The sequence below is a fragment of the Mesorhizobium sp. M0664 genome, from assembly GCF_040320565.1.
GTDB lineage: Bacteria > Pseudomonadota > Alphaproteobacteria > Rhizobiales > Rhizobiaceae > Mesorhizobium.
In genome coordinates this window covers 1-12,375 of the sequence record NZ_JAMYPW010000063.1, presented here as the reverse complement: position 1 = coordinate 12,375, position 12,375 = coordinate 1, and the positions used below count along the sequence as shown (strand labels likewise).

10 protein-coding genes are annotated in these 12,375 nt (G+C 64.8%); 4 read left to right on the top strand and 6 right to left on the bottom strand.

The window, feature by feature from the left end; all coding sequences use genetic code 11:
- Nucleotides 1-8: 8 nt before the first annotated feature.
- On the bottom strand, nt 9-1,553 hold the full coding sequence (locus NKI39_RS31505) for a 4-hydroxyphenylacetate 3-hydroxylase N-terminal domain-containing protein (protein ID WP_352814583.1): 1,545 nt from the start codon (nt 1,551-1,553) through the stop codon (nt 9-11).
- Between the two features lie 91 nt (nt 1,554-1,644).
- On the opposite strand from NKI39_RS31505, the gene NKI39_RS31500 reads away from it, so the two are divergent.
- Nucleotides 1,645-2,514 (top strand): helix-turn-helix domain-containing protein, encoded by an 870-nt coding sequence (locus NKI39_RS31500; protein ID WP_352469641.1) that lies wholly within the window; start codon nt 1,645-1,647, stop codon nt 2,512-2,514.
- A 13-nt stretch (nt 2,515-2,527) separates the two neighbouring features.
- Here NKI39_RS31500 and NKI39_RS31495 read toward each other — a convergent pair whose 3' ends face one another.
- The 4 genes from NKI39_RS31495 to NKI39_RS31480 are packed head-to-tail and all read right to left on the bottom strand — an operon-like array spanning nt 2,528 to nt 6,628.
- Nucleotides 2,528-3,880 (bottom strand): aspartate aminotransferase family protein, encoded by a 1,353-nt coding sequence (locus NKI39_RS31495; protein ID WP_352503133.1) that lies wholly within the window; start codon nt 3,878-3,880, stop codon nt 2,528-2,530.
- A 26-nt stretch (nt 3,881-3,906) separates the two neighbouring features.
- Nucleotides 3,907-4,569: an HAD family hydrolase gene (locus NKI39_RS31490; protein WP_352836778.1), complete on the bottom strand. Its 663-nt coding sequence runs from the start codon at nt 4,567-4,569 to the stop codon at nt 3,907-3,909.
- Complete coding sequence (locus NKI39_RS31485; RefSeq protein ID WP_352685375.1) at nt 4,566-5,861, bottom strand: Tm-1-like ATP-binding domain-containing protein; 1,296 nt, start codon at nt 5,859-5,861, stop codon at nt 4,566-4,568. Before NKI39_RS31485 ends, NKI39_RS31490 begins: the two co-directional genes overlap by 4 nt.
- The gene (locus NKI39_RS31480; RefSeq protein WP_352836775.1) at nt 5,858-6,628 is read right to left on the bottom strand and encodes an IclR family transcriptional regulator; all 771 of its coding nucleotides are present in this window, start codon (nt 6,626-6,628) and stop codon (nt 5,858-5,860) included. Before NKI39_RS31480 ends, NKI39_RS31485 begins: the two co-directional genes overlap by 4 nt.
- Nucleotides 6,629-6,805: 177 nt before the next feature.
- Between NKI39_RS31480 and NKI39_RS31475 the strand changes: the two genes are divergently transcribed.
- From NKI39_RS31475 to NKI39_RS31465, 3 genes are read left to right on the top strand one after another with little or no spacing between them, the layout of a single operon-like run.
- Nucleotides 6,806-8,251: an APC family permease gene (locus tag NKI39_RS31475; protein ID WP_352836773.1), complete on the top strand. Its 1,446-nt coding sequence runs from the start codon at nt 6,806-6,808 to the stop codon at nt 8,249-8,251.
- 58 nt (nt 8,252-8,309) lie between these two features.
- Nucleotides 8,310-9,503 (top strand): cytochrome P450, encoded by a 1,194-nt coding sequence (locus NKI39_RS31470; RefSeq protein ID WP_352836770.1) that lies wholly within the window; start codon nt 8,310-8,312, stop codon nt 9,501-9,503.
- Nucleotides 9,500-10,990, top strand: coding sequence for an aldehyde dehydrogenase (locus NKI39_RS31465; protein ID WP_352836767.1), 1,491 nt, complete (start codon nt 9,500-9,502; stop codon nt 10,988-10,990). The genes NKI39_RS31470 and NKI39_RS31465 overlap by 4 nt, the downstream gene beginning before the upstream one ends.
- Before the next feature lie 10 nt (nt 10,991-11,000).
- On the opposite strand, the gene NKI39_RS31460 is transcribed toward NKI39_RS31465, so the two are convergent.
- Nucleotides 11,001-12,375 (bottom strand): GMC family oxidoreductase (locus NKI39_RS31460; protein WP_352836764.1); only part of this gene is annotated, 1,375 nt, incomplete at its 5' end.

The window sequence follows — 12,375 nt, the reverse complement described above, 5'->3', positions numbered from 1 at the left end:
CCGGGACCTCAGCTTGCGCCAGCCGGCAGCGGCGGCAGCCAGGTGTCGCCGGTCCAGCCCTTTTCGTCGTAGTCGGCCATGCAGGTGTCGACCAGTTCCTCCATCGCCCTCAGGCGCCCGCCGCGCTCAGCACCCTTCAGCACCTGCAGCCGCACCTCTTCCGGCGCACCGGCATAGTTGAGCTCATAGAGCGCGTGGCGGCCGCCGAACTCGGTGCCGGTCGCATCCCACAGCAGCTTCATGATCTTGATGCGTTCGACATGGCCCATGTCATTGGAGCCGCGCACGTACTGGGCAAGGTACTTGTCGATCTCCGGATTGTCGAAATCCTTTGCCGAGGACGGCAGGTAGATCAGCCCCGAAGCGATGACTCGGCGCACCGTATCGATAACGCGCGGATAGGCCTCCGACATGAAAGTGCGATAGGCGAGCGCCGCTTCGAGATTGGGCAGCACGGCGCCGTTCGCCCATGGGATCGGGTTGTGCGCCATGGCGTTGGAAAAGCTCCAGAACATGTGGCGCAGCGCAATTACTTCGCCGAGGGCCGCCTGGTTGCCGCGGAAGGCATCCCCGCCCGTCGCGCGCAGCGCCTTCGCCAGCAGGCCTGCGAGGAAGTCGAGCTTGACGGCGAAGCGCGTGCAGCCCTGAAAACAATAGCCGTGCATGAAGCCCGACGCCGGGTGGAAGGAGAGGATCTTCTGCGCATCGCGCAGCACCAGCACGTCCTCCCAGGGGATGAAGACATTGTCCAGCACCAGGATCGCATCGTTCTCGTCGAAACGAGACGACAGCGGATAGTCGAAGGGATGGCCGACCGTGTTGGCCGTCTGCTCGTAAGAGACGCGGCAGAACATCTTTATCCCCGGCGCGTTCATAGGCACGATGAACATCACCGACAATGACGGGTCCTCGGTGACCGTCGCCGAGCTCTGCGCCAGGAAATTGTAATGGGTGAGCGCTGACGACGTCGCCACCACCTTGGCGCCGGACACCCAGATGCCGGCGTCGTTCTCCTTCGTGATGTGCACGAACACGTCCTTCACCTGCTCGGCCGGCTTGTGGCGGTCGATCGGCGGGTTGACGATGGCATGGTTCATGAACAGGGCCGCTTCCTGGGCGCGTTTGTGCCAGGCGAGTGCATTGTCCCTGAACGGGCCGTACCACTCGGCATTGGCGCCGAGCGTGTTCATAAGTGCTGCCTTGTAATCGGGCGTGCGCCCCATCCAGCCGTAGGACATGCGCGACCAGTCGGCGATGGCGGTCTGCTGTGCGGCGAGATCCGCGGCGGAATGGGCGACGCGGAAATATTTGTGCGTGTAGCCGCCAGAACCGGTGTCGGTCGGCGAGGTCAGCACCGCCTGCCGCGCCGGATCGTGCAAGGCATCGTAGAGGCGGGCCAGCGAGCGCGCCGAGTTGCGCATCGCCGGATGGGTGGTGACGTCGGCAATCCGCTCGCCATTGATATAGACCTCGCGCCCGTCGCGCAGGCTCTGCAAATATTCGGCACCGGTAAACGGCCGTTTCGTGTCGGCCCGGAAATCTTCCGATCGCATCATGATCCTCCTTTAACGCGTCAACTGTAGCGATCGTCGTGACAAAGGTTTATGGACGAAAGTATAGAACCACTTGGATTTTTTCGCCGTGATGAGCCAGACTGCCATTCCCGAATTCTTCGTCTACGGCGAACCGGCGCGTGCGCTCGACGTCGGATTCCTGCATGTCGAGACTGTTCTTGCGCGTGCCTCCGTGCATCGCGGCCAGGTTCTCGCGCACAAGCACCCGCAAATGGCGCAGATCACCTTCTGGACCGGCGGCAGCGGCATTTATCGGATCGAAGACGAGACCTGGAGTTTTTCGGCGCCGACGGTGAGCTTCATGCCGAGCGGCGTGGTCCACGGATTCAGCATCGAGACGGGCGCCGACGCCATCGTTGTCTCGGTCGCCGATGCTGCCCTTGCGGCGATCGCTGAGCAGTCCGCGCTGCCGCTCGACCAGCCGGTCTTCGTCACCGGACGCGGTGAAACGGCCCTCTGGGAAAGGTTGGGTGATACGGTTACGATGATCCAGGCGGAATATGCCGACAGGTTGCCCGGTATGGAGAAAATCCTGCCGCCGCTGATCGCCGTGGCATTGTCGGGCATCGCCCGCCTCGATGCGCAGTCGCATGCTGTCGCGGTGCCGGCGACGGTGGCGCTGGGCGGCCGGCTGCGGCGTCTGATCGACCGACACTTTCGCGACGACTGGCCGGTCGAGCGCTATGCCGCCGCGCTCGGCACCACGCGCCATCTGCTCGACAAGGCAGCGCGGCAGGTGCTCGGCGCGGGCGTACGCCAGGCGGTTGGTGAGCGGCGGCTGGTCGAGGCCAAGCGCCTGCTGCTGTTCACCGTGCGCCCGGTCGAGGACATCGCCTATGAGACCGGGTTCAACGACCCGGCTTATTTCTCGCGCTTCTTCCGCGCCGCCGTCGGCCTCTCGCCGGCGGCGTGGCGACGCCTGCGGCTCGGTCAGGACTGAGCGTCACCGTCGCTCAGGCGGCTGCCGTCAGTCCGGCGTCGAGAGCCTCGGCGATCTTTGCCACATCGGCGGACGAGATCACCAGCGGCGGCGACAGGATGATGGTGTTGCCGGAGACGCGCAGCATGACGCCGGCCTTGTAGGCGGCCTCTGCGGCGGCATTCATCGTCTTCTTGTCGGCCGGCTTCTTGGCGGCACGGTCGGAAACCAGTTCGAGCGCCGCCATCAGCCCTTGGTAGCGCACATCGCCAACCAAAGCGTGCTTCGCCTTCAGCGCCTCCAGCGCCTTGCCGAGCTCGACACCGCGCGCCGCCGCATTCTCGTTGACGGCAAGCCGCTTGGTCTCGGCGAGTGTGGCCAGCCCCGCCGCGCAGCCGACCGGATGGCCGGAATAGGTGTAGCCGTGCCCGATCGAGCCGAAGCTGGTCTTGTCGGCCTCGAAGACGTCGGCAACCTTGGCGCTGATCAGCGTGGCGCCGAGCGGGAAGTAGCCTGAGGTGATCGCCTTGGCGATGGTCATGAAATCCGGCTTCACTCCGGAGAGCCGCGAGCCCGACCAGGCGCCGGTGCGACCGAAGCCGGTCACCACCTCGTCGGCGATGAGCAGGATGTCGTGACGGTCGCAGATCGCCCGCACCATCGGCATGAAGCTCTCATGCGGAACGATCACACCGCCGGCGCCGAGCACTGGCTCCATGATGAAGGCGGCGATCGTGTCGGCGCCCTGGAAGGCGATCTCGTCTTCGATCGCCCGCGCGCAGAGTTTCGCCAGCTTCGCCGGATCGGTCTCGTCGAACGGATTGCGGTAGGTCCATGGCGCCGGTGTGTGGAAGACGCCGGGCAAAAGCGGCTCGTAGTTGCGCCGGAAATTGGCATTGCCGTTGACCGAGGCGCCGCCGAAATGCGTTCCGTGATAGCCCTTCTTCAGCGCCAGGAACTTCGTCCGGTCGCCCTGGCCCCTGATCTTCCAGTATTGCCGCGACAGCCGCAGTGCCGTCTCGACCGAGTCCGAGCCGCCGGAGGTGAAGAAGGTCCGTACCATGCCCTCGGGAGCGAACCAGTCGCACAGCTCATAGGCAAGCTCGATCGACGGTCCGGTCGAGGTGCCGCGAAAGCCGGAATAATAGGGCAGGGCGTCGAGTTGTGCTGCGATCGCCTTCTTGATCGGATCGCAGCTGTAGCCGAGGTTGACGTTCCACAGGCCCCCGACTGCATCGAGGACGGTGCGGCCTTCGGCATCGGTGACCGAGACGCCTTCGCCCTTCATGATGATCTTTGGCGGCGTCGCGCGCATCTCGGCCGGATGCGCCATCGGATGCCAGATCGGCTTGGCGTTGTTCTCGGTGAGGAAGTTGATGTCGCGCATCGGTGGGAACTCCGTTTCTTGAATTCTTAGGCCGCAACGCCGAAATGGCCGAGCGCCTCTGCATAGCCTTGCCCCGGTTGGGCGACGTCGAAATGCACGGCCAGCATGCCGGCGGCGACCGCGCCGTCGACGTTACGCTTCTGGTCGTCGACGAAGACGCAAGCCGCGAGCGGCAAGTGCAGTGCTTCGCTCACCATCGCATAAGCGCGCGGATCGGGTTTCAGGATGTGCGTGTAGGTGGCGTCGATGATGGTCTCGAACAGCGACAGCAGCGGCAGGCGCTCGCGAAAGCTGTTGCCGTAGAACAAGTCGAGCTCGTTGGAGAGGATGGCGAGCCGGATGCCAGCTTCATGCGCCGCACGGATCGCTCGTTCCGCCTCTGGCCGCACCACCGCTTGCGGGTCGGCGCCGCGCGCCCGCTGCACGAAAGTCGACATGTCGTCCCAGTCCTCGCCGACGAGACGGCCGACTTCACGCGTGCGCGTCTTCCAGTAGTCGCGCTCGCTGATCTCGTCGGCTTGCATGGAACGCCACAGCGGGTCGGATGCCGGATCGAACGGCCCGCGCCAGCCGAGCATGCCGGGCGTCAAGTCCAATGCGCGTTCGGTCAACGCGTGCGTTTCGAACAGCGTGCGGGTGACGACGCCGCCGAAATCAAGCACCAGCGCCTTTGGCGATGGCCCGCTCATGCAGCTTGAGTTCCTTCCGGCGCGCCCAGCGGCACAATGCCTTCGGCGACCCAGCGGTCGAAGATCTCCAGTGCCTTGGCGCTGAAGGCGGCGTCGTTGATGTGCCCTGATATCTCGTGCAACTCGGCATTGCCGGGCACGCTCGAGCGCATCTCCTCGACAAAGGCCGACAGCGCCTCCGGTTCGTGCAGCGGCTCGCCCTCCTGGTCCCATTGCTGGATGCCGCCTGCCGGCAGGATGAAGGCGGTCGGCCCGGTTGCGGCGGCGAGCTTCTCGCCGATGGCGCGCGCGATCTCCTTGCGGGTTTCGCCGTCTGATGTCACCGAGGCGAGCAGGCGGTTGTGCGCATGGTACGGCCGTTCGAAGAAACGGGCAGGCACTGCTTGCCAGGTCGGAAAATCCACCATGTCGACGGCGCCAGGTGCCACGATCTGAGGGATGCCTTGCCGACCAGCATTTTCCAGCCGGTCGGAGCCCGAATTCACCACCGAGCCGGTCAGCTGGTTGGCGAGTTCCTGAAGGCTGAAATCCATCACCGCGACGAAGCCGCGTTGCGCGGCGATCGCCTCAAGCGCCCGGCCGCCCATGCCGGTGGTGTGGAAGACGATGACTTCATAGCCGCGCTTCTCCAGCTCCGGCTTCAGCGTCACCATATAGTGCAGGCAGCTTTTTCCCAGCGAACTCATGCCTATCCTGGGCCGCGTCGCGTCCGGCTTAACGACGGCGCGCGCGGCACCCACCACCGCTCCGCAGGCCTGCGACAGCACCGCCTTGCAGGCACTGTTGAGGCCATAGAGACCGCCCGCCCACAGGATCATCATCAGGTCTGTGGCGATCCGTTCTGGTGGCAGCAGATGTGAATAGGCAATGGTCGAGATGACGAATTTCGGCACGCCGAGCGGCAGCGCCAGCGCGACGTCAAGCGCAAGGTCGGTGCCCATCGAGCCACCGAGCGCGATGAAACCGTGGATTTCGCCCTTGTCGCAGAGTGCGCGGGCAAGCCGCGAGGCGCCGAGCGCCATCAGCGTCATCGCCGAATTCTCGTCGCCGCTGGCGATGATCGCCTCGATGGTCGTGTCGGCAGCTTGAGCCACCGCATGCTTGTCATGCGCCGGCTGGTAGGGCGGATCGCCGAGCACGCTCACATCCATCATCACGGCGACACCGCCGACCGCCTCGATGCGCTCGCGCATGAAGAGCAATTCGTCGGCCTTGGTGTCACCGGTGCCTATAACCAGGATTCGGCGTGTCTCCTCCACAGTCAATCTCCTTGCAGGGGTATTTGTTGTCATGCTCGCTTGAGGCCCGGCTGGCCCTGCCGTCCGAAAAGCCGCTCGCTGATAACGCGCGCAGCCGCCGCCACACTGGCGCCATAGCGCTCGATCTCGCCCTTCTGGACCCGCACCTTAGGCGCCGCGACGGCGATGATGCCAATGGCAAAACCGTCGGCGCCGAGGATCGGCGCCGCGACGCTGAGCACGCCCTCCTCGAAGCCTTGCGAGCCGGTCGAGTGCCCGCGCGCGCGGGCGGCGGCGACATGCTCGGCAAGTGTTTTCGCGTCGCTTATTGTGTGGGGCGTGAAGGCCGGCAGCGGTCCGGCCAGAACAGCGTCTCGGATACGCTCTTCCGTGAACGCCAGGAACGCAATGCCAGAAGCCGTCGCATGCATCGGCAGCACCTCGCCGAGTTGCACGCTGACGCGATTGGCCCTGGTCGATTCGACGACATGGACTGTGATCAGGCCGCGCTTCGAATATTCCGACAGGTGCACCGTCTCATCGGTTTCCGCCGCCAGCGCCTCGACCACCGGCACCGCCGTGCGCAGGAAGGGAAACTGGGCTTCGCGCATCAGCGCCAGCCGCGCGACACCGGCGCCCAGCCGGTAAAGACGCGTGGCTTCATCCTGCTCGACCAGCCCATGCGCTATCAGGGAGACCAGCAGCCGGCGCGTTGTTGCCTTGTCATGGCCGGCGCGCCGGGCGAGGTCAGCCAACGCCGTCTCGGGCTCGCCGCGACCGAGCATTTCCAGCAGCGTGATGGCCTTGCTCACCGTACCCATGCGTATCTGATCCTCCATCTGATACTTAACGTGCGAATTAACTTGACAGGAAGCCGGTTCCTTTGCAAGTCTATATTCGAAATGTCGTTGCAAATAATGAAACGACAAGGCGGCCCGAAACAGGGCCTCGACATTTCAGGGACACTTGGCTTCCGCAGCGCGGAATTGGAGGGAAAGATGACGACAATTGAAGCCGGCGAAGCGAACCGGCTGAGGAAGAACAGCCTTGGCGTTGGCGCCATCACCTTCATGGTGATCTCGGCAGCGGCGCCTCTGACGGCTGTGGCTGGCGGCACGCCGCTCGGCATGCTGATGGGCAATGGCGCGGGCTTTGCCGGCACCTATCTGATCGTGACGCTGCTGCTGCTGTTGTTCGCGGTCGGCTATGTCGCCATGTCGCGCCATGTCGGCAATGCAGGCGCCTTCTATGCGTATGCGGCGCGCGGGCTCGGCGGTCTCGCCGGCGGCGCCACGGCGCTGATCGCAATCCTGTCCTACAATGCCATGCAGATCGGCGTCATGGGCCTTCTCGGTGCCGCGACCGCCGGGCTGTTCGCCGGCTGGGGCATCAACTTGCCCTGGTGGGCGTGGAGTTTCATCGCCATCGCCATCGTCGCCGTGCTCGGCTACAGGCAGGTCGACCTGTCGGCCAAGATCCTGACCGTTCTGGTGCTTGCCGAATACGTCGTGGTGCTGATCCTCGACATGGCGATCGTCAAGACCGGAGGCGATAGTGGACTGTCAGCGGCGCCGTTCAGTTGGAGCCAGATCACCAGCGGCGCGCCGGCGATCGCCATCCTGTTCTGCTTTGCCGCGTTCATCGGCTTCGAGGCAACGACGATCTATGCCGAGGAGGCGCGCGACCCCAAGGTCACCATTCCGCGGGCGACATATTTCTCCGTCATCCTGATCGGCGTCTTCTACATGGTCACCGCATGGCTGATGGCGGTCGGTGCCGGCGTTGATAAGCTGCTGCCGGCGCTGCAGGGGCTTCAGGATCCGACCACGTTCCTGTTCGGCCTGTCCGACCGCTACGCCGGAACGATGCTCTCGCACGCCATGAGCATCCTGTTCGTGTCGAGCCTGTTTGCCGGCGTACTGGCGTTCCACAATGCGGTCGCCCGCTACATCTATGTTTCCGGCCGCGAGAAGCTCCTGCCGCGGACCATCGGCGTGACCCATTCGACGCACCAGAGCCCGCATGTCGCCTCGGTCATCCAGAGCGTGCTTGCCGCTGTCGTCGTCGGGCTCTTCGCCGTGCTTGGCCTTGACCCGGTGCTGGCGCTGTTTTCGTGGCTGACCAACGTTGCCACTCTCGGCGTCATCGTGATGATGGCGGTGGCCTCGCTCGCCGTCGTGATGTTCTTCCGTGCCAACCCGTCCAGTCAGGAGAACGCGGTGAAGACCACAGTCCTGCCGGGGCTGACCTTCATCGCCTTCGTCATCATCATCTATCTGATCGTCATCAATTTCGGCGGCCTGTCCGGTGCTGGCGGGTTCCTCGGCGTGTTCCTGCCGGCGCTGGTGCTGATCGCGGCCGTGGTTGGCCTTGTGCTGGCGAGCGCGTTGAAGAGCCGGGATCCGGTGGCCTTCGCCGAGCTTGGACAGCCTTTGAAGGACTGAGATCAAGAGGGGCGGCGCATGACGCCGCCCCCTTCTTCACCCTAGGGGAGTAGCGGCGTTGAGCTTTGCCGAGAGCATCACCGTTGAGGCGCTGGAAGCCGATCCGTATCCGATCTATGCTGAACTGAGGCGCAACGCGCCGGTCGCTTTCGTGCCGGCGGTCAACCTCTGGTTCGTCACCCGCTGGAAGGATGTCGAAACGGTCGCGAAGTCGCCCGACATCTTCTCCACGGTTGTCGGGACATCCCCGGTCGAACGCTCCTTCGGCAAGCCGACCATCCTGACCACCGACGGAGACGTCCACAAGGATCTGCGCCAGGGCGTCGACCCGAAATACCGGCCGCGCACCGTCGCTTCCTATGCCGGGGATCTCGTGCGCTCGATCGCCGGACCCTATCTCGACCGGATCGCCGAGCAGGGTGCGGCGGAACTGATGGCCGAGTATTTCGAGCCGGTGTCGACGCTCAGCCTGGCGCGCTCGCTCGGGCTGGCCGACATCGACATGCCGACCTTGCGGCGCTGGTTCTATGGCCTTGCCCAGGGCGCCATCAATTTCGAGAACGATCCGAAGCGCCAGGAAATCGCCGATGCGATCAGCGCCGAGGTTGGCGCCGCCATCCTGCCGACGCTGGAGAGGCTTGTCCACGCGCCTGACGACTCCGCCCTGTCGCACATACTGCATGACGGCATGCCGCAGGGTGCGACCCGCGCCATCGACTTCGTGATGCCGAGCATCAAGGTCATCCTGCTCGGCGGCATGCAGGAGCCCGGCCATGGCGCCGGCTCCATACTTGCCGGCCTGCTTTCGCATCCCGAGCAGATGCGGCAGGTGCTGGACGATCTGGAAACCTTGGTGCCGAAGGCGGTCGACGAGGGTCTGCGATGGGTCGCGCCGATCGGCACGCAGACGCGCCAGACGACGCGCGCGGTCGAGCTCGGCGGCGTGACCATCCCGGCGGGCGCGCCAGTCGCCGCGCTCGTCTCCTCGGCCAGCCGCGACGAAATCCGGTTCTCCGATCCCGACCGTTTCGACATCCTTCGTGATGAAGGCAACCACGCTGCCTTCGGCTTTGGCCATCACTTCTGTTCGGGTCGGTTTTTTGCGCGCGAGCAGATGTGCCTCGCGGTAAGGCTTCTGCTGGAACGGTTTCCGGATCTGCGGCTGGTGCCAGGCAAGGAACCGGTGTTCCGGGGCTGGGAATTTCGCGCGCCAACCACCCTGCATGTCGCCTTCGGAGCCGGTACGCAATGATCAACCAGAACACCATCGACACGTTGCGCAAGGCCGAGGTCGGCGTGCGAAACCTCTTCATCGATGGTGCGCAGACCGCAGGTGCAAGTGGCGCCACGCTGCCCGTGATCTCGCCGATCGATGGCCGCCCGTTCGCCAGCATCGCCGACGCCAACGCCGTCGATGTCGATCGCGCCGTGGCGTCGGCGCGCAAGGCGTTTGAGAAGGGCTCGTGGTCGCGCGCCGCCCCCGCCTTCCGCAAGAAGATTCTGACGAAGTTAGCCGAGCTGGTCGAAAAGCATGTCGATGAACTGGCGGTGCTTGGCGTCCGCGACAACGGCACCGAGATCGGCATGGCCTACAAGGCCGAGCCGTTATCGGCCGCGGGCACCATCCGCTACTACGCGGAGGCTATCGACAAGGTCTATGGCGAGATCGCGCCGACGGCCGAGAATGTGCTCGGGCTGATCCACAAGGAGCCGCTCGGCGTTGTCGGCGTCATCGTACCCTGGAATTTCCCATTGATGATCGGCGCCTGGAAGATCGCGCCGGCGCTGGCTGCCGGCAATTCCATCGTCGTCAAGCCGCCCGAGGTCGCTTCGCTGACGCTTCTGCGGCTGGCTGAGCTCGCTGCCGAAGCCGGGCTTCACGCCGGTGTGTTTAACGTCGTTACCGGCCGTGGCGCGGTTGCCGGCGAGGCGCTCGGCCTGCACATGGATGTCGACGCCATAGCCTTCACCGGCTCGGGGCCGGTCGGCCGGCATCTGCTTGAGTATGCGGCGCGTTCCAATCTGAAGCGCGTCTTCCTCGAACTCGGCGGCAAGTCGCCCAACATCGTCTTTGCCGACGCCCCGGACCTGAAACAGGCCGCAATCGTCTCGGCCAACGGCATTTTTCGCAATTCCGGCCAGGTCTGCGTTGCCGGCTCGCGCCTGCTCGTCCAGGCGTCGGTCTACGACCGCTTCATGGACGAGCTCCTCGCAGCGACCACGCGGCTGAAGGTCGGCGATCCGCTCAATCTGACGAGCGACGTCGGTGCGGTATCAAGCGCCGAGCAGCTGGACAAGAATCTCGGCTTCGTCGAACGGGCGACAGCTGAAGGCGCCCGTCTGGTCACCGGCGGCGGACGGATCCTGGCCGAAACCGGCGGCAGCTACATGGCGCCGACGATCTTCGAGAACGTGACGCAAGAGATGCAACTCGCCCGCGAGGAGGTGTTTGGGCCGGTGCTCGGCGTGATGCGCTTCGAGACCGAGGAAGAGGCGGTGCGGCTTGCCAATTCGACGGTTTATGGCCTTGCCTCGGCGGTGTGGACCGCCAACCTCTCCACGGCGCATCGTATGGTGCGCAACATCAATGCCGGCGTCGTCCACGTCAACACCTATGGCGGCGCCGACATCACCGTGCCGCTCGGCGGCGTCAAGCAGTCCGGCTTCGGTCGCGACAAGTCGATGCATGCGCTGGACAAATACACCGATCTCAAAACGGCCTGGATTTCTCTCGGCTGACCGTTTCTCGCTAAGCGCTGCCGAGGATGAAATCGGCACAGCGGTCGGCGATCATGATCACCGGCGCGTTGGTGTTGCCACTGATGAGCCTGGGCATGACCGAGGCATCGCAGATCCGCAGGCGCGGCACGCCGCGGACGCGCAACCGCGGATCGACCACGGCACTGTCGTCATTGCCCATCCGGCAGGTTCCCGATGGGTGGTAGACCGTCTTGGCGTGTTCGAGGATGTGGCCGACGATCGCCTGGTCAGGAAGATCCGCGGCCGCGCCCGGCGAAAGCTCCTCCGCCACCATGGCCTGCAGCGCCGGCTGGCGCAGGATGGTGCGGGCGATCTTCATGCCGGCCAGCAGCAAGGCGAGATCGTCCGGATCGGACAGGAAGCCGGTGGTGAAGCGGATCGGATCGGCCGCATCGCGCGAGCGCAGCCTGACCGTGCCGCGCGACTTCGGCCTGAGCACACAAGGATTGATCTCCATGCCGTGCCGCTCGATCGAGCCGTGTTCGGCGCTCTCGATCATCACCGGCAGGACGTGGAACTGGATATCGGGACGGCCATCGCCATCGGCGTCGAAGAAGCCGCCGCTCTCGACCACATTCGAGGTGAGCAGGCCGGTGCGGAACATGAGGTACTGCAGGCCGTGGCGCAGCGCCCGCAGGCCACGGTCCTCACCAAGCAGCGAGATCGGCTGGCGCGTCAGCGCATAGACGGGAGCCGCGACGTGATCCTGCAGGTCGCGGCCGACCGCGGGCATGTCGCGGATGACGGGAATGCCCAGCGCGGTCAGATGTTCGGCTGGCCCCAGTCCCGACAGCATCATCAGCTTCGGCGTCGCCAGCGCGCCTGATGTGAGGATCACTTCGGCTTCCGCCGTCGCTGTATGGGTCTGTCCGTCCGATGTGGTGTAGGCGAGGCCGCTTGCCGCACCGTTTTCCAATGTCACGCCGGTGACAAGCGCATCGGTGATGACGGTGAGGTTGGCATTGCCTGCCAACGGCTTCAGGAACACCTTTGCCGCCGATTGTCTTTCGCCATTCGCGGTCGTCGTCTGGTAAAAGCCGACGCCTTCCTGCCTGTCCCCGTTGAAGTCGTCATTGAAGGGATAGCCGGCCTGTTGCGCGGCCCTGACATAGGCCAGAGACAGCGGATGGCGATGGCGGGGATCGGAGACGGGCAGCGGTCCGGTGGTGCCGTGGCGATTGCCGGCCAGCCGCTCGTTGCGCTCCAGCCGCCTGAACACCGGCAGCACCTCGTCCCAGCCCCAGCCGGGACAGCCAAGGTCGCGCCAGTCATCATAGTCGATAGTGTGCTGAAGGTTCTGCAAAAAGTTTTGGATGGAGAACGGCGCCTGCTCTGAGGGCGAGCGGCCATGGCACGGTGGTGAC